The 23126-nt window shown below is 68.1% G+C and carries 23 protein-coding genes; 12 read left to right on the top strand and 11 right to left on the bottom strand.

The window, feature by feature from the left end; genetic code table 11:
* The first annotated feature begins 13 nt into the window (after positions 1 to 13).
* Genes EXE63_RS14255 through EXE63_RS14235 form a run of 5 tightly spaced genes read left to right on the top strand, consistent with a single transcriptional unit; the run spans position 14 to position 4488 of the window.
* Entirely contained in the window at positions 14 to 1417 is a 1404-nt protein-coding gene (locus tag EXE63_RS14255) for an aldehyde dehydrogenase family protein (protein WP_168142466.1), read from the top strand.
* Between the two features lie 48 nt (positions 1418 to 1465).
* Positions 1466 to 2329 carry an SDR family oxidoreductase gene (locus tag EXE63_RS14250; protein ID WP_105363056.1) on the top strand — a complete coding sequence of 288 codons (864 nt, stop codon included), beginning with the start codon at positions 1466 to 1468 and terminating at the stop codon, positions 2327 to 2329.
* On the top strand, positions 2326 to 3291 hold the full coding sequence (locus EXE63_RS14245; protein ID WP_168142465.1) for an NADPH:quinone oxidoreductase family protein: 966 nt from the start codon (positions 2326 to 2328) through the stop codon (positions 3289 to 3291). The genes EXE63_RS14250 and EXE63_RS14245 overlap by 4 nt, the downstream gene beginning before the upstream one ends.
* Positions 3291 to 3989 (top strand): haloacid dehalogenase type II, encoded by a 699-nt coding sequence (locus EXE63_RS14240; RefSeq protein ID WP_168142464.1) that lies wholly within the window; start codon positions 3291 to 3293, stop codon positions 3987 to 3989. The genes EXE63_RS14245 and EXE63_RS14240 overlap by 1 nt, the downstream gene beginning before the upstream one ends.
* Positions 3990 to 4005: 16 nt before the next feature.
* Positions 4006 to 4488 (top strand): DUF456 domain-containing protein, encoded by a 483-nt coding sequence (locus EXE63_RS14235; RefSeq protein WP_168142463.1) that lies wholly within the window; start codon positions 4006 to 4008, stop codon positions 4486 to 4488.
* A gap of 6 nt (positions 4489 to 4494) precedes the next feature.
* On the opposite strand, the gene EXE63_RS14230 is transcribed toward EXE63_RS14235, so the two are convergent.
* The 4 genes from EXE63_RS14230 to EXE63_RS14215 all read right to left on the bottom strand — a co-directional run bounded on the left by EXE63_RS14230 (position 4495) and on the right by EXE63_RS14215 (position 8773).
* Positions 4495 to 5286: a tyrosine-protein phosphatase gene (locus EXE63_RS14230; protein WP_168142462.1), complete on the bottom strand. Its 792-nt coding sequence runs from the start codon at positions 5284 to 5286 to the stop codon at positions 4495 to 4497.
* Positions 5283 to 6512, bottom strand: a complete 1230-nt coding sequence (locus tag EXE63_RS14225) for an acyl-CoA dehydrogenase family protein (protein ID WP_168142461.1) — start codon at positions 6510 to 6512, stop codon at positions 5283 to 5285. Before EXE63_RS14225 ends, EXE63_RS14230 begins: the two co-directional genes overlap by 4 nt.
* A gap of 112 nt (positions 6513 to 6624) precedes the next feature.
* Positions 6625 to 7833, bottom strand: a complete 1209-nt coding sequence (locus tag EXE63_RS14220; RefSeq protein ID WP_168145583.1) for an MFS transporter — start codon at positions 7831 to 7833, stop codon at positions 6625 to 6627.
* A 58-nt stretch (positions 7834 to 7891) separates the two neighbouring features.
* Positions 7892 to 8773: a LysR family transcriptional regulator gene (locus EXE63_RS14215; RefSeq protein WP_168145582.1), complete on the bottom strand. Its 882-nt coding sequence runs from the start codon at positions 8771 to 8773 to the stop codon at positions 7892 to 7894.
* Between the two features lie 65 nt (positions 8774 to 8838).
* Here EXE63_RS14215 and EXE63_RS14210 point away from each other — a divergent pair, with 65 nt between their 5' ends.
* The 3 genes from EXE63_RS14210 to EXE63_RS14200 are packed head-to-tail and all read left to right on the top strand — an operon-like array spanning position 8839 to position 11602.
* Positions 8839 to 9486 carry a response regulator gene (locus tag EXE63_RS14210; protein ID WP_168142460.1) on the top strand — a complete coding sequence of 216 codons (648 nt, stop codon included), beginning with the start codon at positions 8839 to 8841 and terminating at the stop codon, positions 9484 to 9486.
* Position 9487: 1 nt separating this feature from the next.
* On the top strand, positions 9488 to 10657 hold the full coding sequence (locus tag EXE63_RS14205) for a sensor histidine kinase (RefSeq protein WP_234904495.1): 1170 nt from the start codon (positions 9488 to 9490) through the stop codon (positions 10655 to 10657).
* 42 nt (positions 10658 to 10699) lie between these two features.
* Positions 10700 to 11602 (top strand): alpha/beta fold hydrolase, encoded by a 903-nt coding sequence (locus EXE63_RS14200; protein ID WP_168142458.1) that lies wholly within the window; start codon positions 10700 to 10702, stop codon positions 11600 to 11602.
* Between the two features lie 56 nt (positions 11603 to 11658).
* On the opposite strand, the gene EXE63_RS14195 is transcribed toward EXE63_RS14200, so the two are convergent.
* Positions 11659 to 12798 carry an acyl-CoA dehydrogenase family protein gene (locus tag EXE63_RS14195; RefSeq protein ID WP_168142457.1) on the bottom strand — a complete coding sequence of 380 codons (1140 nt, stop codon included), beginning with the start codon at positions 12796 to 12798 and terminating at the stop codon, positions 11659 to 11661.
* Between the two features lie 293 nt (positions 12799 to 13091).
* On the bottom strand, positions 13092 to 14360 hold the full coding sequence (locus EXE63_RS14190) for an integrase core domain-containing protein (RefSeq protein WP_168142456.1): 1269 nt from the start codon (positions 14358 to 14360) through the stop codon (positions 13092 to 13094).
* A 143-nt stretch (positions 14361 to 14503) separates the two neighbouring features.
* Here EXE63_RS14190 and EXE63_RS14185 point away from each other — a divergent pair, with 143 nt between their 5' ends.
* Complete coding sequence (locus tag EXE63_RS14185; protein ID WP_168142455.1) at positions 14504 to 15898, top strand: HNH endonuclease signature motif containing protein; 1395 nt, start codon at positions 14504 to 14506, stop codon at positions 15896 to 15898.
* Between the two features lie 21 nt (positions 15899 to 15919).
* Here the strand turns inward: EXE63_RS14185 and EXE63_RS14180 are convergent, their stop codons facing one another.
* The 5 genes from EXE63_RS14180 to EXE63_RS14160 all read right to left on the bottom strand — a co-directional run bounded on the left by EXE63_RS14180 (position 15920) and on the right by EXE63_RS14160 (position 21393).
* Positions 15920 to 16792: an EamA family transporter gene (locus EXE63_RS14180; RefSeq protein WP_234904494.1), complete on the bottom strand. Its 873-nt coding sequence runs from the start codon at positions 16790 to 16792 to the stop codon at positions 15920 to 15922.
* Between the two features lie 4 nt (positions 16793 to 16796).
* The gene (pntB, locus tag EXE63_RS14175; protein WP_168142453.1) at positions 16797 to 18218 is read right to left on the bottom strand and encodes a Re/Si-specific NAD(P)(+) transhydrogenase subunit beta; all 1422 of its coding nucleotides are present in this window, start codon (positions 18216 to 18218) and stop codon (positions 16797 to 16799) included.
* A gap of 33 nt (positions 18219 to 18251) precedes the next feature.
* A complete protein-coding gene (locus tag EXE63_RS14170) occupies positions 18252 to 19784 on the bottom strand; it encodes a Re/Si-specific NAD(P)(+) transhydrogenase subunit alpha (protein ID WP_168142452.1) in 1533 nt (510 codons plus the stop codon).
* A 141-nt stretch (positions 19785 to 19925) separates the two neighbouring features.
* A complete protein-coding gene (locus EXE63_RS14165; protein WP_168142451.1) occupies positions 19926 to 20285 on the bottom strand; it encodes a DUF732 domain-containing protein in 360 nt (119 codons plus the stop codon).
* Positions 20286 to 20385: 100 nt separating this feature from the next.
* Entirely contained in the window at positions 20386 to 21393 is a 1008-nt protein-coding gene (locus EXE63_RS14160) for a magnesium transporter CorA family protein (RefSeq protein WP_168142450.1), read from the bottom strand.
* Between the two features lie 109 nt (positions 21394 to 21502).
* Here EXE63_RS14160 and EXE63_RS14155 point away from each other — a divergent pair, with 109 nt between their 5' ends.
* The 3 genes from EXE63_RS14155 to EXE63_RS14145 all read left to right on the top strand — a co-directional run bounded on the left by EXE63_RS14155 (position 21503) and on the right by EXE63_RS14145 (position 23027).
* A complete protein-coding gene (locus EXE63_RS14155; RefSeq protein WP_210000517.1) occupies positions 21503 to 21934 on the top strand; it encodes a hypothetical protein in 432 nt (143 codons plus the stop codon).
* A 95-nt stretch (positions 21935 to 22029) separates the two neighbouring features.
* Positions 22030 to 22386 (top strand): hypothetical protein, encoded by a 357-nt coding sequence (locus tag EXE63_RS14150; protein ID WP_168140743.1) that lies wholly within the window; start codon positions 22030 to 22032, stop codon positions 22384 to 22386.
* 23 nt (positions 22387 to 22409) lie between these two features.
* Positions 22410 to 23027, top strand: coding sequence for a DUF3159 domain-containing protein (locus EXE63_RS14145; RefSeq protein ID WP_234904493.1), 618 nt, complete (start codon positions 22410 to 22412; stop codon positions 23025 to 23027).
* Positions 23028 to 23126: the final 99 nt, after the last annotated feature.

Genomic DNA, 23126 nt, shown 5'->3' with positions numbered 1-23126 from the left:
GAAGGACGCTCCGATGACCACGCACGCAGACGCACCCACTTCACCAGCGGTGACGGACATCCCGGCGGTCGTCGCCGGACTCCGCGCGGCCTACGCCACCGGCCGCACCCGCGACATCGAATGGCGTAAACAGCAGCTCCGCGCGCTGGAACGGATGGTCGTCGACAACGAGTCCGCCATCGCCGCAGCGCTGGCATCGGACCTGGGCCGCAAGCCGTTCGAGGCGTGGCTGGCCGATATCGCCAGCACCGCCGCCGAGGCCCGCGACGCCGCCAAACATCTGGGCAAGTGGGCCAAGCGCCGGTACCGCCTCCTGGAGCTGTCCCAGCTGCCGGCCCGCGGCTGGGTCGAGTACGAGCCCTTCGGCACCGTGCTCGTCATCGGCGCCTGGAACTTCCCGTTCGCGCTGACCCTGGGCCCCGCGGTGGGTGCCATCGCCGCCGGTAACACCGTTGCGCTCAAACCCTCCGAGCTGGCGCCCGCGTCCTCGGCGTTGATGGCTGAGCTGGTCCAGCGATACCTGGACCCCGAGGCCGTCGCGGTCATCGAGGGTGACGGCTCGGTCAGCCAGCTGCTCATCGACCAGGGTTTCGACAAGATCTGTTTCACCGGTGGCACCGAGATCGGCCGTAAGGTCTATCAAGCCGCGGCCGCACATCTGACCCCGGTGACCCTGGAGCTGGGCGGCAAGAGCCCGGTCATCGTGGCCGCCGACGCCGACCTGGACGTCGCCGCCAAACGGATCGCCTGGACCAAGCTGATCAATTCGGGTCAGATCTGCATCGCCCCGGACTACGTGCTCGTCGACGCCGCGGTGCGTGACGAACTGGTCGCCAAGGTCAAGGCCGCGGTGCAGGTGTTCGAGGCCGACGCGACCGGCGGCAAGCGCATCGTGAACCGGCGCCACTTCGACCGGCTCGCCGCGGCGGTGGCCGCCACCGAGGGCGAGGTGGCGATCGGCGGCGGCACGAACGCCGCCGAGCTGGCGCTCGAGCCGACCGTCGTGGTCGACCCGTCGCTGGACGAGCCACTGATGACCGATGAGATCTTCGGACCGGTTCTGCCGATCGTCACCGTCCAGAACCTGGACGAGGCAATCGCTTTCGTCAACGCGCGGCCCAAGCCGCTGGCCGCCTACCTGTTCACCAAGAGCAAGGCCACCCGAGAGCGGGTGATCCGTGAGGTGCCCGCCGGCGGCATGGTGGTCAACCACCTGATCTTCCACTTCGCGACCACCAAGCTGCCGTTCGGCGGTGTCGGCCCGTCCGGGATGGGCGCCTACCACGGCCGGTACGGATTCGAGGAGTTCAGCCACCGCAAGTCGGTGCTGACCAAGACCACCCGCCCCGACTTGGGGGCGATGATCTACCCGCCGTATACAGAGAAGGCGTGGAAACTGGCCCGGCGGCTGTTCTAGGCGCGGGATCGACCACACAAGAACTGACCCAACACCGAGAGGAATGTAATGCCCGGAGTGCAGGATCGCGTTGTCGTCATCACCGGAGCCGGCGGTGGCCTCGGCCGCGAGTACGCCCTGACCCTGGCCCGTGAGGGTGCCAGCGTCGTCGTCAACGACCTCGGCGGTGCCCGTGACGGGTCCGGCGCCGGACACAACATGGCCGACGAGGTGGTCGCGGAGATCAAGGCCGCCGGTGGTCGCGCCGTCGCCAACTACGACAGCGTTGCCGAACCCGAGGGTGCGGAGAACATCATCAAGACCGCGGTCGATGAGTTCGGCAAGGTCGACGGCGTGGTGAGCAACGCGGGCATCCTGCGCGACGGCACATTCCACAAGATGACCTTCGAGCAGTGGGATGCCGTGCTCAAGGTGCACCTCTACGGCGGGTACAACGTCATCCGGGCGGCGTGGCCGCACTTCCGTGAGCAGAGTTTCGGCCGCGTCGTCGTCGCGACCTCCACCAGCGGTCTGTTCGGCAACTTCGGGCAGGCCAACTACGGCGCCGCCAAGCTGGGCCTGGTCGGATTGATCAACACGCTGGCCCAGGAAGGCGCCAAGTACAACATCAAGACCAACGCGGTCGCGCCGATCGCCGCGACCCGCATGACCCAGGACATCCTGCCGCCCGAGGTGTTCGAGAAGCTGACCCCGGAATACGTTGCGCCCGTGGTCGCGTACCTGATGACCGAGGAACTGCCGGATACCGACTCGGTGTTCATCGTCGGCGGCGGCAAGGTGCAGCGCACCGCTCTGTTCCAGAACGAGGGTGTCACCTTCACCGAGGTGCCGACCGTGGACGACATCGCCGGCAAGTGGGGCGAGATCACCGACCTGTCGGCAGCGCAGGCCGCCAGCTTCAAGCTCGGATGAAAGCGCTTGTCGCACAGGCACTGACCGGTACCGAGGGACTGGCTTACATCGAAGTCGAGGATCCCGAGTCTGCGGACTCGGTGATCATCGACGTCGGGGCGTCCGGCGTCTGCTTCCCCGATCTGCTGTTGCTACGCGGTGAGTACCAGCTGCGGCTGGAGCCACCGTTCACTCCGGGCATGGAGGTTGCCGGCACCGTCCGGTCGGCTCCGGAGGGTTCGGGTTTCACCGTCGGCCAGCGGGTTTCGGCGATGTCCATGCTCGGTGGCTACGCCGAGCGGGTGGCGGTCGCGCCGTCGAGTGTGGTGCCCACCCCCGACGGTATCGACGATGCGGCGGCGACCGCGCTGCTGGGCAACTACTACACCATGTACTTCGCTCTGCACCGCCGCGCGGCGTTGCGGGCCGGGGAGACGGTGCTGGTGCTCGGCTCGGCCGGCGGGATCGGGGTGGCAGCCATCCAGATCGCCAAGGCGCTCGGCGCCCGGGTGGTGGCGCTGGTGCACCGCCCGGACGCACAGGAATTCGTGGCCGGCGTGGGTGCCGATGTGGTGCTCCCGCTGACCGAGGGCTGGAAGCAGGCGGTGCTCGATGCCACCGGTGGCCGCGGCGTGGACGTGGTCGTCGACCCGGTCGGTGGTGACGCGTTCGACGACGCCATCCGGGTGATGGCCCCCGAAGGGCGGCTGTTGGTCATCGGATTTGCTGCCGGACAGGGCATTCCGACGGTCAAGGTGAACAGGCTGCTGCTGCGCAACGTCAGTGTGGTCGGTGTCGGCTGGGGCGAGTTCCTCCGGCATTCGCCGGCCGCGCAGGCCGAGGTCGGCGCCGGCCTCGCCGACCTGGTCGCCGCCGGGCTGCGGCCGCCGGCGCCGGTGACCTACCGGCTCGCCGACGGTGCCGCAGGCCTGCAGGCGCTGGCCGAGGGCAAGATCCGGGGCAAGCTCGTCCTGGAGCCGTAGTGGACGCCCCGCGCGCATTGGCGTTCGACGTGTTCGGCACCGTGGTGGACTGGCGGTCCGGCATCATCGCCGAACTGCAATCCTTCGGAGCCCGCCATGGGCTGCAACGGGATTGGGCGTCCTTCGCCGATGCGTGGCGGGCCGGCTACGCCCCCGCCATGGACCGGGTGCGCCGGGGTGCGTTGCCCTGGACGCGTATCGATGATCTGCACCGCGAGATCCTGGTCGATCTGCTCGACGGCGTGCCGGTCGGCGAGGCCGAGATCGACGACCTCAACCGGGCCTGGCATCGGCTGCCTCCCTGGTCGGACTCGGTCTCCGGTCTGCACCGCCTGAAGCAGCGCTTCATCATCACCACGCTGTCCAACGGCAACGTCTCGCTGCTGACGAACATGGCCAAGAACGCCGGATTGCCGTGGGACTGTGTGATCTCCGCCGAGCTGTTCGGCCATTACAAACCCGACCCCGAGGCCTATCTCGGCTGCGCCCGACTGCTCGATGTGGCACCCGAGGAGCTCATGCTCGTCGCCACCCACCCGAGCGATCTGCGGGCGGCGCGGGCCTGTGGCCTGCGCACCGGCTACGTCGTGCGGCCGCTCGAGCACGGCCCCGGCCGTCGGCTGCCGGAAGTCACCGACGGTGAGTTCGAGCTTGTCGCGCAGGATTTCGTCGACCTGGCCCGACAGCTCGGCGCGTAGACCGTAGATTCAGGGGGTGAGCACCCTCGGGATCGTCCTGGTCGCGCTGGCCATCGCCGTCGGGCTGGCCGGCATCGTGATCCCGATCCTGCCCGGCGGCCTGCTGGTGATGGCGTCGATCGGGGTGTGGGCCTACGTCGAGGGTTCGACCACGTCCTGGGTGACATTCGGTATCGCGGCAGCGTTCTTCGTCATCGCCGAGGTGATCAAGTACACCTGGCCCGTCCAGCGTATGCGCCGCGCCGAGGTCCGAACATCGGTGCTGGTGATCGGTGGGGTGGCCGGAATCGTCGGCTTCTTCGTCATCCCCGTCATCGGTCTGCTCATCGGATTCGTGCTCGGGGTGTTCGCCGCCGAACTGGCAATGCGACGTGACACCACCCGGGCGTGGGCCTCGACGGTGCACGCACTCAAGGGTGTGGCGCTGTCGGTCGGTGTGGAGCTGACCGGCGCGCTGCTGGCCACGGTCACCTGGGTCGTCGGCGTCCTGCTCAGCTAGTAGAAATCAGGTGGTGAGTTGGGTGCGCAGCCGGGCCAGCTCGGCCTCGGTCACCCCGGCGGCCTCCAGGAAACCGCCGACCGATCCATAGAGCTCGTCGACCTTGCGGCCGGCAGCCTCGAGGTACTCCGCCCGAACACCGAGCACGGCGTCGGTGAGCCGCGCCTCGGCGAAGGTCAGCACCTCGGGTGCCTCGCCGGCGCGGGCCTTCACCGATTCCATGATGCTCATCCGCAGCGGGTCGATGGCGTCATTGCTGCGCAGGAAGTCGGTCAGGATCGCGTCCCGCGGCACGCCGACGGCCTCGAGCACGGTGGCGACGGTGAACCCGGTGCGGTCCTTGCCGGCGAAGCAGTGCGCGATGACCGGCCTGCCGTCGGCCAGCAGCGAGATCACCTGGCGCACGGCCACCTGCGCGCCGGTCAGGGACGGGAACTCCTCGTACACCTCGGTCATGTACCGCTTGGCGGACTCGGCGACGTCCTCACCGTCGGGGGACTCCGACATCACCCGCTGGAACGTGGCCTCGTGCGGCGCGTCCTGCTCGGAGTCATCCTCGAAGTGGAACGGCAAGTGGTGCAAGGAAATGCTCGCCGGCACCTGGCCGGGTCCGCGGCGTTCGAGCTCGCGCCGCGACCGCAGGTCGGCGACATCGTTGATGCCGAGTGCGAGCAGCGCGGCCTGTCCCTCGTCGGTGAGGCGGCTCAGTTCGCTGGACCTGAACAGCAGGCCGGGCCGGATGCCGGCGGACTCGGCAACATCGCGAAAGTTCCACGCTCCCGCCAGCATCGCGGTCATCGTGCGGTGACCGCTGCGGCGAAAGGGCTCTTTTCTTTGCCGAGTTCGGCGCGGGCGATGGTGCGCATGTGCACCTCGTCGGGCCCGTCGAACAGCCGCATCGCGCGGTGCCAGCCGTACAGGCGGGCCAGGGGGAAGTCGTCGGAGACCCCGGCGCCGCCGTGCACCTGGATGGCTCGGTCGATGACGTCGCACGCGATCTGCGGGGCCACCGACTTGATCTGGGAGACCAGCACGTGGGCGGCCTTGTTGCCCTCCTGATCGATGGTCCAGGCGGCCTTCTCGCACAGCAGCCGGGCCTGGTCGATCTGGTTGCGCGACTTGGCGATCTGCTCGCGCACCACACCCTGCTCGGCCAGCGGCTTGCCGAACGCGATACGGGTCTGCACGCGGTCGATCATCAACGCCAGCGCCCGCTCGGCGGCCCCCAGTGCGCGCATGCAGTGATGGATCCGGCCCGGGCCGAGGCGGGCCTGGGCGATCGCGAAGCCACTGCCCTCCTCGTGCAAGAGGTTCTCCGCGGGCACCCGGACGTTGTCGAAGGTGATCTCGCAGTGTCCGTGCTGGTCCTGCCACCCGAACACCGGCAGCGACCGCTCGATCGATACGCCGGGGGTGTCGGCGGGCACCAGGATCATCGACTGCTGCTGATGGCTGGCGGCGTCGGGGTTGGTGCGGCCCATCACGATCAGCAGTTTGCAGCGCGGATCGGCGGCCCCGGTGATCCACCACTTGCGGCCGTTGATCACGTAGTCGCCGCCGTCGCGCAGCATGGTGGTCTCGATATTGCGGGCATCGCTGGAGGCCACCGCGGGCTCGGTCATCGCGAACGCCGAGCGGATCTCCCCGGCCAGCAGCGGCTCCAGCCACTGCCTGCTCTGCGCCTCGGTGGCGAACAGGTGCAGGGTCTCCATGTTGCCGGTGTCCGGTGCCGCACAGTTGAGCACCTCGGGAGCGATCTCCATGCTCCACCCGGACAGCTCGGCCAGCGGGGCGTACTCCAGGTTGGTCAGCCCCGACTCCGAGGGTAGGAACAGATTCCACAACCCGGCGGCCTTGGCCTTGGCCTTGAGTTCCTCGACCACCGGAGGGACCGTGTGATCCTTCGGGCCCTTCTCCTCGCGATAGGCGTGGTAGGAGGCCTCTGCCGGGAAGACGTTTTCGACCATGAAGTCGGAGAGCCGCTTGTGGTAATCAGCCGCCTTGGCAGACATCGCGAAGTCCATGACCGTCACGATATGTCACATGGTTAGACAAGTGGAATGGGGGCAGCAGACAGTGGCTGTCCGGCCGACTGTGAATCGTCGTCGGAAAGCGGACCCGATCGCCGCCGAGGATTCACACCCGGTGCTCGACGCGGACCCGACTTCCCAGTGTGGTGAGGGCCAGCGCGCCCGCCAGCACCGCCAGCCCGATGACCAGCCCGGCTACCGCTGTCCAGCCCGCGGCGTCGAATGCCAGCCCGCCGAACCAGCCGACGGCGCTGGACCCGGCGTAGTAGAAGAGGTTGTAGAGCGAGGACGCCTGGGTCTTGCCGGTCCCGGCGGCGTAGGCGACCCAGCCGGACGCGATGGCGTGCGCGCCGAAGAACCCGGCGGTCGCGATGACGAGTCCGAGCAGCACCACGGCGATGTGATCGCTCACGGTGAGGGCGGTACCGACGATCATGGTGGCGATCGAGCCCACAAGGACCTTTCGGCGGCCGAAGCGTCCGGCCCCGGCGCCGGCACGTGCGGAGGTGAACGTGCCCGCCAGATAGGCCAGGAACACCAGGCTGACCAGCGTCTGCGGCAGGTGGAACGGCGCTGCGGTCAGGCGGAACCCGAGGAAGTTGTAGATGGCGACGAAGCCGCCCATCAGCAGGAAGGCCTGGCTGTAGAGCACCAGCTGTCGTGGTGAGCGCAGGTTGTCGCGGAGCCGGCGGGCCAGGTCTCCGCCCGGGCCGGGCCGGAAACCTCTGGCCGGCGGCGCGAGGCGCACGAAGGCCACCGCAGACAGCCCGCAGAGCACGGCCACCGCCAGTACGCCGACCCGCCAGCCGGCGTACTCGGCGAGCGGGCCGGTGACCAGGCGGCCGACCAACCCGCCGATCGTGGTGCCTGCCACGTAACTGCCCGCGGCGCGAGCGGCATTGCCGGCGTCGACCTCCTCGGTCAGGTAGGCGATCGCGATGGCCGGCACGCCGCCGAGCATCAGACCTTCGATGAAACGCCCGGACAGCAACATTGCAGAGCTCGGCGCCAGCGGAACCAGTAGCCCCAGAACGGTTGCCGCCGTGATGGATAGCGTCATTGCCTGCACCCGGCCGATGCGGTCGGCCAGCGCGGCCCAGGGGATGACGCCCAGCGCCAGACCGATGGTCGCGGCCGACACTGTCAGTGCGGCGTCGGCGGCGCCGGTGCCCAGGTCACGGGCGATCAGCGGAAGCACCGACTGTGGGGAGTACAGCTGCGCGAAGGTGGCGACACCACCGAAGAACAATGCGGCCAGCAAGCGCCGGTATTCGGCGGACCCACGCGAATGGCCCTGCCAGTCAACAGGGGTCACCGTGGTCGCCACCCGGACGACGCTAGGACGCTACCGGTGATGTGTCCAATGCATGATACTAGTTCAATTCATTACGAATGTGCATGAGAAAGTCCGCGAGGCGCCGCGCCGTCGGAGCCATCTCACGGTCCGTGCTCCAGGTCAGGCCGATCTGCCGTTTCGCCGTCGCCTCGGTCAGCGGGATGTACGCGGCGCCGGGTTCGGTGCGATCAGGCCGGGGAACCGGGACGACCGCGACACCGAACCCGGCCGCGACCAGGCCCTCCATCGTCGGGATCTCCATGGCTTCGAACACCACCGGCGGGGAGATGCCGGCATCGGCGCACAATTCGTCGGTGAGCAGCCGCAGGCCGAAGCCCGGCCGCAGGGCCACGAACGGCTCGTCGGCGGCGTCGGCCAGCCGAATCCTGGACCGCCCGGCGAAGCGATGCCCCCGCGGCACCGCCAGACACAGCCGTTCGACGTACAGCACTCGCCAGGGGTGACCGTCGGGTCGCGGCGAGGTGATCGCGAGATCGGTCTGACCGTTGGCGAGACGCTCCGCAATCGCGTGTGCCGGTCCCTGAAAGAGTTCGAACTGCACGCGCGGGGCCTCGGCACGGAACCGGCGCAGCAGGTCGGGCACGAATCCGCCGGCCTGTGAATGCAGGAAGGCCAGCCGCACCGTGCCGGTCTCCGGGTCGCGCAGTGTAGCGATACGTTCAGTGGCCGAACGCATTTCGTCGATGCTGCGGCGAGCGTGCTCCAGCAGGATCCGGCCGTAGCTGTTGAGTTGCAGCCGGCGGTTGAGGCGGTCGAACAGCGGTGCCCCGACCTGCAACTCCAACCGGGCCAGTGATCGCGACAGCGTCGGCTGGCTGATGCCCAGTTCGGCCGCCGCCTCGGTGACATGCTCGACCTCGGCCAGCGTCACGAACCATTGCAGCTCTTCGATGTTCACCGCCACCGCCTCTCCCGCACCGAATCTTGCCACCCGGAGTCCTCCCGCTGTGACAAGCTGCTCACATGCAGGATTCGGCCCAGAAGGTGCGTGTGGTGGTCGGCGACGACCACCCGATGTTCCGGGACGGTGTGGTGCGGGCGCTGGCCGCCAGTGGATCCATCGACGTGGTCGCCGAGGCCGACGACGGGGTCGCCGCGCTCGAACTGATCCGCACCCACCGACCGGCGGTCGCGCTGCTGGACTATCGGATGCCCGGCATGGATGGCTCCGAGGTGGCCGCCGCGGTCACCCGGGACCAGCTGCCGACCCGCGTCCTGCTCATCTCGGCCCATGACGAGTCGGCCATCGTCTACAAGGCGTTGCAGGACGGTGCCGCGGGGTTCCTGTCCAAGGAGTCGACGCGCAGCGAACTGGTCGATGCCGTGCTGGCGTGTGCGCGCGGCCGTGATGTCATCGCGCCCGCGCTGGCGGCGTCGTTGGCCGGCGAGATCCGCCGCCGCCATGAGCCCGATGTCCCCACGCTGTCGGCCCGGGAAGCCGAAGTGCTCGCGATGATCGCGCGCGGGCTGACGATTCCGGCGATGGCCAAGGAGCTCTACCTTGCGCCGTCGACGGTCAAGACCCATGTGCAACGGCTCTACGAGAAGCTCGGCGTCGGCGATCGGGGGGCCGCGGTGGCCGAGGCGATGCGCCGCAAGCTGCTCGACTGACGTGACACGCCTCGTGGAGTTCTTCGCGGCCGAACCCGTTCGGGTGTCGGCGGTGCTGCGGCTGCCGTTGATCGCACTGATTGCGGTGCTGGTGTGGATCTGGGAGGTCGACCACTGGCTGCCCGGGCTGTATGCCGTGGTCCTGGGCGGCTACGCCGCCGCCGCGGTGGTGTGGCTGCTGGCCGTGCTCAACGGACCGCTGCCGCGCTGGGCGGACTGGGCGTCGACCGGTGTCGACGTGCTGCTGATCGTGGTGTTGTGCGTGGTCTCGGGCGGCGCCACCGCCGCGCTGCTGCCGGTGTTCTTCCTACTGCCCATCTCGGTGGCATTCCAGGACCGGCCGTTGCTGACGGCGATCATCGGCACGGTCACCGCCGGTGCCTATCTGGCGGTGTGGATCGTCTACTCCAAACGCGATGACCGAATCGGCCTGCCGGACATGGTCTACACGCATTTCGGGTTCCTGTTGTGGCTGGCGGTCGCAACCACCGCGCTGTGCCTGGTGCTGTCCCTGCGGGCCGCTCGGGTGCGGACGCTGCTGGAGGTGCGCCGCCAACTGGTCGCCGAGGCGATGCAGGCCGACGAGCGACAGAACAGGGAGGTCGCCGAAACCCTGCATGACGGACCGCTGCAGACGCTGCTGGCGGCGCGGATGGAGGTCGACCTGCTCCGCGATACCCACCCTGACCCCGCCCTCGACATGGTGTACGACGCGCTGCAGGACACCGCCGCCCTGCTGCGTTCGACCGTCACCGAGCTGCACCCACAGGTACTCGCACAGTTGGGCCTCGCCCCGGCCATCCGGGAACTGCTGCGCCAGTTCGAATCCCGCGGAGGCTACACAGTGTCGGCCGATCTGGAGGATGTCGGCAAGCCGGAATCCCAGACACTGCTACACCGGGCCGCTCGTGAACTGCTGGCCAATATCCACAAGCACGCCGGCGCCACGGAGGTCGCGGTCACCCTGCGGCGCGTGGGCGACCGGGTCGTGCTGGTGGTCTCCGATGACGGCCCCGGGTTCGACCCCGCCGTCATCGCGACGCGTCTGGAGGAGGGTCATATCGGGCTGGGCTCGTTGCTGGCGCGTTTCGAGGCCATGGGCGGTGCGCTGGAGATCGACTCGATGTCCGGTCGCGGCACCGTCATCACGGTGACCTCACCGCCGGAGTAATTCCCTCGCGCCGGAAAGCGGGGTGACAGTAGCGTTCCACGGATGAAACTCCGGATCGCCCTCGTGGCAGCCGCCGCAGTCGTGGTCGCGGCGCTGGTGAACGCATGTGTGGTGACCGGTGCGACGCGCGCAGCCGAATCGTTCGCCGGTGGGCGTGTACTGGAGCTCGACGGTCCTGACCTCAACGTCCGCGAGTACGGGCCGCCCGGTGAGCGCGCCATCGTGCTGCTGCACGGATACTCGGCCTCCATCGAATGGTGGGAGACCGTGGCGCCGCGGTTGGCGGATCACCGGCGGGTCGTTGCCATCGATCTCGTCGGGCACGGGGGTTCGGAGGCGCCGAGTGAGCCGCAACATTTCCAGGCCGATGGGCAGGCGCGTGCGGTGCGGAATGCGTTGTCGGCCTTGGGTATCAGGCGGGCGGTGCTGATCGGGCATTCGATGGGCGGGACCGTCGCATCGGTGTTGGCGGGCACCCATCCAGACATGGTGGAGCGGGTGGTGGTCTCGGATACGCCCGCCGCCGGCGATCTGGTGTCCATGCCGCTGCTGGGAAAGATGGTGTGTTGGCCGGTGCTCGGTCCCGCGATGGATCAGTTCCGTCGGGTCCCGGCGATCACCGAGGGCTCGTTGCAAACCGGCTTTGCCGCGGACTATCCGGTGCCGCAGTTCGCTTACCGGTCTTTGGAACGGCTCACCTACCGGGGTGTCTGCGATTCCAAGAGTGGCGCGCCCCCTTCGGTCGCGGACACGCTGACCGATCTGGGCAAGCCGGTGCTGGTCGTCTGGGGCGAGACTGACGCGCTCACGCCGACGGACCCCAATGTCACGCGGTACTCCGCGGCGGGTCTGACCCCGCGCGTCATCGCCGGTGCGGGGCATAGTCCCATGGTGGAGAAGCCGGACGAGTTCCTCTCGGCGATCGGCGAATTCGTCAGAGGGTGAGTCCGCGGGCGATGACCAGGCGTTGAGTCTGGTTCGGGGCCCTCGAACGCCGGTGACTACTCGGTGAGTCCGCGGGCGATGACCAGGCGTTGAATCTGATTGGTGCCCTCAAAGATCTGCGTGATCTTGGCTTCCCGCATGTACCGCTCGGCGCGGAAGTCGCGCGTGTAGCCGACTCCGCCGAGCACCTGGACAGCATCGGTGGTGACTTTCATGGCGGCGTCGGTGGCGATGAGTTTCGCGACGCTGGCCTGCGCGGAATACGGCAGCCCCAGGTCCCGTCGACGTGCCGCATCCAGGTAGGTGGCACGGGCGCTGATCACCGCGGCCGCCATATCGGCCAGCAGGAATCCCAGCCCCTGATGATCGATGATCTTGCGGCCGAACGTGGTTCGCTCATGTGCGTAGCGGGTCGCGTCGTCGAGGGCGGCCTGTGCGATGCCGACGGCGACCGCCGCGATGCCCAGTCGTCCCGAGTCCAAGGCTGAGAAGGCGATCGAAAGGCCTTGTCCCTCAGCGCCGATCAGCCGGTCGGCGTCGATACGGGCATTGTCGTAGAACGCCGCGGTGGTGGGCACCGCGTGCAGGCCCATCTTCTCCTCGGGCTTGCCGAAGGTCAGGCCGTCCAGGTCGCCGGGTACCAGGAAGCAACTGATTCCCTTGGAGCCTTCACCGGTGCGGGCGAACAGTGTGTAGAAGTCCGCCACGCCGCCGTGGGTGATCCAGGATTTCGATCCGTTCAGCACATAGCCGTCGCCATCGGGGGTGGCCGCGCACCGCAGCGCCGCCGCATCGGACCCGGCCTGTGGCTCCGAGAGGCTGTACGCGCCGATCTGGTCACCGGCGAGCATCCCCGGCAGCCAGCGCCGCTTCTGCTCATCGGTGCCGAAGGCCAGCAGCGGATGCGAGGACAGGCTGTGCACGCTGACCGCGACCGCGACGGCCGCCCACCGCGCCGCGATCTCCTCGAGCACCTGCAGGTACACCTCGAAGGTCTGGCCGCCGCCACCCCACTCCTCGGGCTGGGGCAGACTCAGCAGCCCGGCCGCACCGAGTTGCGCGAACACCCCGTCGGGATAGGTTTCGGCCTTCTCGTGGGCGTCGACGATGGGGTCGAGCAGCTTGTCGGCGATATCGCGGGTGAGCGCGATGAGTTCTTTCGCCTCGTCGGACGGGAGCAGGCGGTCGACGGGCACGGCAGACACCTCTCGAAAAACGGTACTCAGATCGATCGAGCAGTACCATTCGGAGAGTACTGGAATATGGCACTCAGTACTACTTCGGAATATCCGACCTGCTGGAGGGTGGTTTCGTCACACGTCGGCGAACCGCACCGTTCTACGCGGCCCGCGATGTCTACGAACCCAGTACTTCCGCAGCCGCGAAACGGGCCCGAGAACTGATCGAGGACGTGCGAACGCGTGTCAGGTGTGATGTCTCAGGACATCGGTGACAGTTCTGCATCAGGACATCGGTGACAGTGGATGTCTCAGGACATCGGTGACGGTTTCTCGTTCTTGGGGCGTGGACCGCGGGGGCGTCCGTTGCCGACGTACTTCACCCCCGGTGCGGGTCGGGTGTGTTCGATGAGGACTTCGCCGTCCAGGTCAGCCACGGTGATCTTCTCGCCGTCGACGACCACCAAGACCTGTTGGAAACCGCGCCCACCGTCGACTTGATAGCGAACTCCGGCGAGGACGAATGCGCCGGCGCTGGTCAGGGTTGCGACGGTGGTGCCGGCGGGAAGGTCGGTGGGCGCAGACCTGCGCGGTGTGGTGACCGCTGGAAGAACCGGCGCGTCGGGCCTGGGGCGCGGTGGTTCAGCTTTGGGGATTGCCTCCCAGGCCGTGCGCGGTGTGACGCGTCCTGGCAGCCCTTGGTGGGGACGTTCGGTGTTGTAGATGTCGTCGAACGCGTCGACCTGGGCCTGCAACTCGGCCAGCGTGCTGGCAAGCGGCTGCTTGTCGAGGTAGCGGAACAAGGTCTGATGGAAGCGTTCATTCTTGCCCTGCGTGGTGGGCTTGTCGGGCTTGCCGGTGATCGCCTGAACCCCTAGCCGCGAGAGGTGTTTGACGAGTCGGCCGAGGTAGCCACGCCGCGAGGGATTGAGCGCAATTCCGTTGTCCGACAACAACCGTTGAGGAACACCACAGGCTGCCACACCCTTGTCAAACACTGCGATGGCCGCTTCGGCAGTCTCCGTCCACGCCACATGGGAGGCCACCGCGTAGCGGGAGTGGTCGTCGATGAGCTGGAAGATCACACACGTGCGGCCACCGGTGAGCACGTACTGCGTAGCGTCGACTTGCCAGCACGCGTTCGGGGCCGGGTAGACGAACCGTCGCCATGCCGAACGGGGCTTCTTCTTGGGCTCAAGACGAGCCACACCGGCCTCACGGAAGATCCGTGCCAACGCTGCGATGGAAGGGACCTGCGGCAGGCCCATCGCGTGCATTTTGTCGTACACGCTGATCGGTCCATGGTCGCGGCCGGAAGCCTCCAGAGCGGCACGCACGGCCACGGCCTGCTGCCTAACCTCCTCAGTTAACTTCGACGGACTCGACTTCGGCCGCCGAGACATGGGCTCGAGCACCTCGGCCTGCCCATCGGTCTTCGCGCGCTGACGTAACGCGTAGAACGACTTTCGGGAGATACCGTGCTCGGCGCAAAACGTCGAGACCGCCCCACGCGGCGCGTCATCAGGCCACTGTGAGATCGCCAACCGGACACGAGGATCGATAGGTTCATTAACAGCCACCCCCGCAGCCTCGGCGCAGAAGTGTCACCACCAAGAACCCTCGAAGTGTCACCGATGTCCTGATACAGAACTGTCACCGATGTCTTGAGACATGACACGAACGCGTGTCAGGACTTGTCGGTAATCGAATGTATGTTCGAAGAATGAAGGCGGCGACGGAGGCGGTGACGGCACTGGACGCCGCACGCGAGCAGCTGCGCGCCGAACGCACCGCGGTGGCCGCGAAGATACTGGCCGCGGGCACGTTCGCGGTCGCCCGGATGGCGGAGCTGGGCAATGCGTTCGAGGACCTGATCGTCGATGATTGGGAGCTGGTCGCCGCCGAACTCGGCGCCGAACTGGGGCTCAGCCGCGGCCGCGCTTGCACCATGATCACCCAGGGCCGCACCCTGCTTGCCCACCTGCCCCGCTTCGCCGAGGTCTTCGCCACCGGTGTGGTGGATCTACGGGTGCTGCGGATCATCCTGCACCGCACCGGGCTGATCACCGACCCCGACATCATGTCCGTCATCGACGCCCTACTCGCCAAGGCGGCGCCCTCGTGGAACGGGCTCTCCGATGACCGCGTCGCCGAACTCGTCGATTGGATGGTCATCGACGTCGATCCCGATGCGGTGCGCCGGGCCCGGGAATCCCGGCGTGCCCGCAGCATCTCGGTCGAGCCGTGCGGTGACGGGCTGGTCGAGATCTACGGCCGCCTCGATGCCACGGCCGGTGCGATGCTCGATCAGCGCCTCGATGACCTGGTCCGCACGGTGTGCCCGGATGATCCACGCACGACCGCCGAACGCCGCGCTGATGCTGTCGAGCCGCTCGCCCTGGGCGCGACCAGCTTGCCGTGCTTATGCGGGCAGCAGGAATGCCCGGCTGCCGGCAACGAGGCTCCCCACGGGCACATCGTCCTCCATCTGCACGGCGAACGGGACACTGTCGAGGGCAGCTCGGACCGTCCCGCGCTACTGCCCGGCTATGGACCTGTCCCCGCCGAAAAGGTCCGCGAGATGAGACCGCACGCCACGATCCGGCCCGTACCTGCGGCAGCCGATCTGGGGGCCGAGCGCGGCTACCAACCGTCCCGCGCGCTCACCGAGTTCATCGGCTGCCGGGATCTGACCTGCCGCTGGCCCGGGTGCAATGTCCCGGTCACGCGCTGCGATGTCGACCATTCGACTCCGTGGCCCTACGGCCCGACACATCCGTCGAACACGAAGCTGTATTGCCGGATTCATCACCTGATCAAAACGTTTCACTGCGGACCGGGTGGCTGGAACGACCAGCAGCACGCCGATGGCACGATCACGATCTCCGCCCCCAACGGCCGTATGTACACCACTACACCAGGCGGGACGCTGTTCTTCCCGCAGATCGCGCAGCCGACCGCAGCCCTCGTGTTGCCACCGGCCCCACCTCCCGGCACGCACCGAGTATTCGCCGCTCCCAAGCGAAAACGCACCCGGGCGCAGAACCGGGCATACCGAATAGCCCACGAACGCGGGCTCAACCGCGCCCACTACGAAGCGAACCCACCGCCGTTTTAGGTGTACCGGCGACGGGTGACACTAGCCCCCGACCGGACCCGGCGCCGCTTCCTGCCCGCCCGCGCTGATGACCAGCGCGGCCATCACCAGGGCGATCCCGGCCACCTCGGCCACCGCCGGAATCTGTTGCAGCATCAGCGCTCCGACGACGGCCGCCGTCGCTGGAAGCAACGCCAGCAGCAGCGCGAACCGTGCTCGGCCCACCCGCGTGAGCACCACCTGATCGAGTGCATACGGCACCGCGGTGGACAGCACGCCGACACCGAGACCGAACAGCCAGGTGCGGGGTTCGGCGAACACGGCCGCGTCCTCGAGCAGTTGGCCGCTCAACAGTGGGACCGCCAGCACCACCGCGGCCACCGCCATCCCGACCGCGAGCGAGTCCAGCCCGCCGCCCGCGTCGGCGACCCGCTTGCCGAGCAGGATGTAGCCGGCCCACAGCGCGGCAGCGACGAGCGCGAAGACGATGCCGAGTGTGTCGGCCCCGGTCCGGACCCCGGCCAGCAATGCGACGCCGGCAGTCACCATCGCCACCGCCAGGATGTCGCGTGCCCGTCGCGAACCCAGCGTCGCGACGGCCACCGGCCCCAAAAACTCGATGGCGACGGCGGTGCCGAGTGGGATCCGGGCGATCGACTCGAAGAAGGCGACGTTCATCCCGACTGTCACGATGCCGAAGCCGCCGGCCACCGCGACGCCGCGGCGCGTCCAGGCCCGCCGCCACGGCCGGCGCCAGGCGATGAGCACCAGTGCCGCCGCCGCCGCGCGCAGCCAGGCGACCGCCGCGGGATCGGTGGTCTCGAACAGAAAGACGCCGACCGCGGCACCGATGTACTGCGAGATCGCACCGACGATGAAGAACGCGGGCACCGACCAGGCGGGCACCCGCGTCACGGCATCACAGGGCGGCGTTGATCGCGTCCACCCGGTCCTTGGCGTCGCCGAAGAGCATCTGGGTGTTGTCGCGGAAGAACAGTGGGTTCTGCACGCCCGCATAGCCCGAGGCCATGGAGCGTTTGAAGACGATGACGTTGTCGGCGTTCCAGACCGTCAGCACCGGCATACCGGCGATCGGACTGGAGGGGTCCTCGGAGGCCGCCGGGTTGACGGTGTCGTTGGCGCCGATGACGAGCACGACGGTGGTGCCGTCGAAGTCGTCGTTGATCTCGTCCATCTCCAGCACGATGTCGTAGGGGACCTTGGCCTCGGCCAGCAGCACGTTCATGTGGCCGGGCAGCCGGCCCGCGACCGGGTGGATGCCGAAGCGGACGTTGACACCGCGCTCGCGCAGCTTGCGGGTCAGATCGGCAACCCCGTACTGGGCCTGGGCCACGGCCATCCCGTAGCCGGGGGTGATGATCACCGAGGACGCCGAGCTCAGCAGCTCGGCGGCGGCATCGGCGGTGATCTCGCGGTGCTCGCCGTAGTCCTTGTCCTCCGCCGGGCCGGCCTCGATGCCGAAACCGCCGGCGATGACCGAGATGAAGGAGCGGTTCATGGCCTTGCACATGATGTAGGACAGGTAGGCACCTGACGAGCCGACCAGCGCGCCGGTGACGATCAGCAGGTTGTTGCCGAGCAGGAAGCCCGCCGCGGCCGCGGCCCAGCCCGAGTAGCTGTTGAGCATCGACACCACGACCGGCATATCGCCACCGCCGATGGAGGCGACCAGATGCCAGCCCAGCAGCAGGGCCAGCACGGTGACCGCGATCAGCAGCCCCAGGCTGGGGTCGATCACGAACCAGACGGTGAGCGCGGCGAATGCCACCAGCGACCCCAGGTTGAGGATGTTCTTGCCGGGCAGCATCAGCGGTGCGGACTTCATCCGGGCCGAGAGCTTGAGGTTGGCCACGATCGACCCGGTGAAGGTCACCGCGCCGATGAAGACGCCGATGAACACCTCGGCGGAATGGATGCCGAGCATGCCCTGCTCCGACATCGCGATGGCGTCCGGTCCTTCGGGATGCGCCTCGATGTGCAGGTAGCCGTTCCAGCCGACCAGCACCGCGGCCAGGCCGACGAACGAGTGCAGCAGCGCGATCAGTTCGGGCATGCCCGTCATCTCGACGATCCGGGCCCGCCACAGGCCGATGGTCGCGCCGATCGCCATGGCGCCGAACAGCAACCCCAGGCCCAGCGGCTCGATCTGGTGGCTGATGGCCAGTGCAATGGTCGCGATGAGCGCGATCGCCATGCCCACGATGCCGAAGCTGATGCCGGCGCGGGACGTCTCGTGCCTGGACAGTCCGGCCAGGGAGAGGACGAAGAGCAGTGCTGCCACGACGTAGGCCGCGGTCGCAGCGGTTTCCAGGGTCAACATGGGGAGTTCGATTCCGATCGGGTAGGCAAGACGCTAGCTGCGGGAGAACATCGCGAGCATGCGGCGCGTGACCGCGAAGCCGCCGAAGATGTTGATACTGGCGAGCAGTATGGCGACGGTGGCCAGGGCGGCGATGACAGCATCGGTTTCCCCGACCTGCAGCAGTGCGCCGACGACGATGATGCCCGAGATCGCGTTGGTCACCGACATCAGCGGTGTGTGCAACGCGTGGTGCACATTGCCGATCACGTAGTACCCGATGACGATGGCCAGGGCGAAGACCGTGAGGTGCATCTGCAGCGCGGCCGGCGACAGTGCCAGCAGCACGAACAGGATGGCCGCACCGGTCAGGGCGATGCCCAACCGGCGGCCGGTGGACATCGGCTCCTTGGCCTTGGGCGCCTGCACCGGTTCGGCCTTGGCGGCTGCGGGTGCCGCCGATACCTGCACCGGCGGCGGGGGCCAGGTGGTCTCGCCGTCCCGCACGACGGTCACCGAACGCTGCACGACGTCCTCGAAGTCGAGGCCGAGTTCGCCGTCCTTGGCGGGGGTGAGGAGTTTGAGCAGGTTGACCAGGTTGGTGCCGTAGAGCTGGGACGCGGTCGCGGGTAGCCGGCCGGCCAGGTCGGTGTACCCGATGATGGTGACACCGTTGTCGGTGACGATGGCCTGATCTTTGACGGTGCCCTCGACGTTGCCGCCGTTGGCTGCGGCCATGTCCACCAGCACACTGCCGGACTTCATCGAGGCGACCATGTCGGCGGTGATGATGCGCGGCGCGGGCCGGCCGGGGATCAGGGCGGTGGTGATGATGATGTCGACCTCGCGGGCCAATTCGGCGTAGACGGCGGCCTCGCGGGCCTTGTAATCGTCGCCCATCTCCTTGGCGTAGCCGGTGGCCGAGACCTCGGCGGCGGCCGGGTCGACCGAGACGTACTCCCCGCCCAGGGACTTGACCTGATCGGCGACCTCAGGCCGCGGGTCGGTGGCCTTCACGATGGCACCCAGGCTGCCTGCCGCGCCGATCGCGGCCAGGCCGGCCACCCCGGCGCCCACGACGAGCACCTTTGCCGGGGGCACCTTGCCCGCGGCGGTGACCTGACCGGTGAAGAACCGCCCGAACGCATGCGCGGCCTCCACGACGGCGCGGTAGCCGGCGATGTTGGCCATCGAGGACAGCACGTCCAGTGACTGGGCGCGGGAGATGCGCGGCACCGCGTCCATGGCCAGCACGGTGATCGGGCGGGTCGACAGCTTCTCGACGAGCTCGGGCCGCAGCGCCGGGGAGATCAGGCTGACCAGGGTTGCGCCGGCCTTCAACGCGTCGATCTCGGTGTCATCCGGTGCATTGACCTTCAGTACGACATCGGCGGACAGTGCTTGTTCGGATGGCCCGATGCTCGCGCCGGCCTCCTCATAGGCGGCGTCCGAGAAGCTCGAGGCCGCGCCGGCGCCGGCTTCGACGACGACGGAGTAGCCGAGCTTGAGGATCTGGCCGACGGTCTGCGGCGTGGCGGCAACGCGGGTCTCACCTGCTTGAGACTCGCGCGGTATCCCGATGATCATCCGAAGAGTCTCGCATCCGCGCCCCGTTTATGCGCACGCCCCTCGGGCGGTGAGCGGTCCGCTTAACTCGCCCAACGTGAAGAAATGCGCGATCTGCGGTGGGTAGGTCGCGCATTTCCGCACTGTCGGTGCCCCGCTGGGTCAGGCGACGACCTGGTCGAAGTAGCGCGGGCAGTACGCCGCGGCTGCCTCGACGACGATGGTGGCGGCCTGGTGGGGCGAGAGGTCGCTGTTGACCATGATCTCGGTGCTGATGTCGGTGCCGTCGCGCCCCGCGGCCAGGTAGTCGCAGACCAGGAACGCGTCGTCGATGGCGTGCACATCGCTGGGGTAGGAGATGCCCTCGGCGTAGATGTTGTCGAGGAAGGTCACATCGGTGCTGTCGAGCGCCGGGGCGAGCGGAGCGACGGGAAAGGCGGATGCGGTTCCCGCGGAGGCGAGACCCAGGGCCCCAGCGGCGACGGTGATGGCGGCGAACGTGGTGATACGGCTGCTGAACATGCGGGTGGCTCCTGATGACGGTGTCCGTTCTCGCTTGTTGCGAGGTGTGCACAGCATCGGGCGGCACGCTTGGCGGAATCTTGACGAATACTTGGAGCCCCTAGAGCCAGTCGCGGCGCTTGAACATCACGTACAGGATCAGCACCAGCACGGCGATCAGCGCCGAGCTGGTGAGGAAACCGCCGACGGTCTCCAGGCCCGGGTACATCACGTTCTGGCCGTAGAACCCGGTGATCGCGGTCGGCACGGCGATGATCGCGGCCCAGCCGGTCAGCTTCTTCATCACGGTGTTCAGCCGGGCGTCCTGCAGCGACAGGTTCGTCTCGAACACGGTGGTGACCATGTCGCGCAGCGACTCGGTCCACTCCGAGGCGCGCAGCACGTGGTCGTACAGGTCGGCGTAGAGGGGGTCGAGCTCGGGTGAGGTCTTGGCATCGAGGCGGCGGTGCTGGATGGTGCTGACCACCTCGCGCACCGGCAGCACGACCCGCCGCAGGTCCACCAGATCCTTGCGGACCCGAAAGGTCCGCCGCTGCAAGCCGTGTGGCGGTCCGGCGTCGGCGAACAGTTCGTCTTCCAGGGATTCGATGGCATCGTCGAGGGCCTGGACGGCATCGAAGTGTCCGTCCACCACCACGTCGAGCAGGCCGTGCACCAGAGCGCCGACCCCGTGGGATTGCCCGCCGAGTTCATCGAAACGTCGCGATACCTCACCGATGTCGAAGGGCGGTTGCTCGCCGTTGATGCTCGGCAGCCGAACGGTGATGAGTCCACGGGGCAGCACGAAGGCCGAGATGCGGTGCTTGACCAGCATGGAATCGCTGTCGCCGCCGGTATCGCGGACGTCCAGTGCGTACACCGTGAAGAACGTATGCGATTGGTAGACAGCAGCTTTGGTGCGCTCTTTCGGCGCGATCGCATCCTCGACGGCCCACATGTTGAGGTGCAGTTCGTGGGCAAGCGCCAGCAGGGCGGAGTGGTCCGGGTCGTAGAGATCGGCCCACACCAGTTGATCGTCGGAGGCCAGACAGTCCGAGATGGCATCGAAGGTGAACGCGTCGTCGCGAGGTTCGCCATCCCGCCACAACCGGCCCGTCACTGTCGTCACGCCGCCATCATTGCGCGTCGGAGAGTTTCGGCACACCGACTGCGGGGAATCCACGTAATTGCCGGGCGCGTCGATAAGTGCGGCTCGTCCACCCTCCGAAGGAGCCGAGATGTCTGACAACAACACCCTCTGGATCATCGTGGCGGCGGTGGTGGCCCTGGTGGTCGTCGTGGGCCTGATCCTGCTGGCACGCAACAAACGCACGCAGAGCAGGCGCGATGAAGCCCAGCGGCTGCGCACCGAACTCGAATCCGAGCGTGAGCAGGTCGCCAAGCGGCAGGCGCTGGCCGACGAGACCGATGCCAGGGCGCGTGCGGCGGCGGCCGAAGCCGAGGCCAAGGCCGCCGAGGCCCGGCGGCTCAGCGAGCGAGCCTCCTCACATCAGGAGACGGCCGCGACGCATCTGGAGGATCTCGACGAGCGCGGCAGGCACATCGACAAGCTCGATCCTGATGTGAAGACCCGGCGGCGCGATGGCGATGATGCTCCCGACCGCCAGGTGATCACCGATCCGCCGCCGCGCGTCGAGAACCCGCGCTAGTGGAAACCCAGGCCGCATCTCGGTTGCGCTGCGAACGTGCATCGACATGGGACGGATTGGTCCGCACCGCCGCCGGTGACCCCACCATGTACTCCATGGAATTCGTGGTCGAACGCGGTAAGGCCCGCTGCCCGCGTTGTGTCGCGGTGGCAGAGTACTCCTTTGTCGAGTTGGGACCGAATCTGCTTCGCTACGAAGTGAACTGCACGGGTTGCGGCGAGGCCTACCGGGAGAAGCTGGGCCCGGTCGAGCCGAAGGCCGGTGTGCTCGCCACGGTCGACGATTGGTTGCCCGTCGTGCCGGAGCCCGGTGTGCCGTTGCGTGCGCGGCTGGACGGCTGGGTCGGTACGGCCCGCCGCCGCGCCGCAGCGCTGTCCGCCGCGACGACGTCCGCGTGGGCGGCGGCCCGGGCGCGGCGCCGGCCCGAAACCGTCGCGGAGCCCGTCGCCTAGGAGAGTCGGTACGCTCGGCGAGTGTGAGGGACGCACCGCTGGACGGGCTGCTGGAACGAGCGGGCGGCGTCCGCGGGCTCATCTACTCCGCGCTGCCGGTCACCACCTATGCGGTGACGGCCGCCGCGCTGGGACGCATCCCCGCGATCATCGCGGCGCTGACCGTCGCCGCGCTGGTGCTGGCCTGGCAGGTGGCGCACCGGGAATCGTTGCGGCCGGCGCTGTGGGGATTTGCCGGTGTCGCGCTGTGTGCCGGACTGGCGTTGGTCACCGGGCAGGCCAAGGACTTCTATCTCCCCGGTATCGGGATAGCCCTGGTGACGGCCGTGCTGCTCACCGGGTCGATCCTGATCCGGCGCCCACTGGTCGGTGTGGTGTGGGCATGGGTGACCGGACGCGACGGGGCGTGGCGGCGTGCCCCGCGGGTGCGGCTGGCCTTCGACGTCGTCACCGCGGTGATGGCCGCTGTCTCCTGGTCGCGCTTCCTGGTGCAGTACCACCTTTACGACAGTGACCAGGCCGAGCTGCTGGCGGTGGCGCGACTGGCGATGGGCTGGCCGCTGTTCCTGGTCACCACCACGCTGATGGTGCTGGCGGTCCGGTACGCCATTCGGGTGCTGCCGCGACCCGTCGCGGCCTGACGCCATACGCGATCGAGCACAACCCTCGCGTAGAAACGGGATGCCCCCGAATGCACAAAGCACCCGTCACGCCGTGGCGTGCGGGTGCTTTGCGTCGAA

It is taken from the genome of Mycolicibacterium frederiksbergense (genome assembly GCF_012223425.1).
Classification (GTDB): Bacteria; Actinomycetota; Actinomycetes; order Mycobacteriales; family Mycobacteriaceae; genus Mycobacterium; species Mycobacterium frederiksbergense.
Note: the sequence above shows the minus strand (reverse complement) of the source record. Positions and strands in the feature narration are given on the sequence as shown.

Excerpts from the sequence above, each read along its gene's own strand:
- EXE63_RS14250 (WP_105363056.1), top strand. The coding sequence starts at position 1,466 with ATGCCCGGAGTGCAGGATCGCGTTGTCGTCATCACCGGAGCCGGCGGT.
- EXE63_RS14170 (WP_168142452.1), bottom strand. The coding sequence starts at position 19,784 with ATGATCATCGGGATACCGCGCGAGTCTCAAGCAGGTGAGACCCGCGTT.
- pntB (WP_168142453.1), bottom strand. The coding sequence starts at position 18,218 with ATGTTGACCCTGGAAACCGCTGCGACCGCGGCCTACGTCGTGGCAGCA.
- EXE63_RS14225 (WP_168142461.1), bottom strand. The coding sequence starts at position 6,512 with ATGGACTTCGCGATGTCTGCCAAGGCGGCTGATTACCACAAGCGGCTC.
- EXE63_RS14210 (WP_168142460.1), top strand. The coding sequence starts at position 8,839 with ATGCAGGATTCGGCCCAGAAGGTGCGTGTGGTGGTCGGCGACGACCAC.
- EXE63_RS14165 (WP_168142451.1), bottom strand. The coding sequence starts at position 20,285 with ATGTTCAGCAGCCGTATCACCACGTTCGCCGCCATCACCGTCGCCGCT.
- EXE63_RS14155 (WP_210000517.1), top strand. The coding sequence starts at position 21,503 with ATGTCTGACAACAACACCCTCTGGATCATCGTGGCGGCGGTGGTGGCC.
- EXE63_RS14185 (WP_168142455.1), top strand. The coding sequence starts at position 14,504 with ATGAAGGCGGCGACGGAGGCGGTGACGGCACTGGACGCCGCACGCGAG.
- EXE63_RS14200 (WP_168142458.1), top strand. The coding sequence starts at position 10,700 with ATGAAACTCCGGATCGCCCTCGTGGCAGCCGCCGCAGTCGTGGTCGCG.
- EXE63_RS14150 (WP_168140743.1), top strand. The coding sequence starts at position 22,030 with ATGGAATTCGTGGTCGAACGCGGTAAGGCCCGCTGCCCGCGTTGTGTC.
- EXE63_RS14255 (WP_168142466.1), top strand. The coding sequence starts at position 14 with ATGACCACGCACGCAGACGCACCCACTTCACCAGCGGTGACGGACATC.
- EXE63_RS14230 (WP_168142462.1), bottom strand. The coding sequence starts at position 5,286 with ATGACCGCGATGCTGGCGGGAGCGTGGAACTTTCGCGATGTTGCCGAG.
- EXE63_RS14245 (WP_168142465.1), top strand. The coding sequence starts at position 2,326 with ATGAAAGCGCTTGTCGCACAGGCACTGACCGGTACCGAGGGACTGGCT.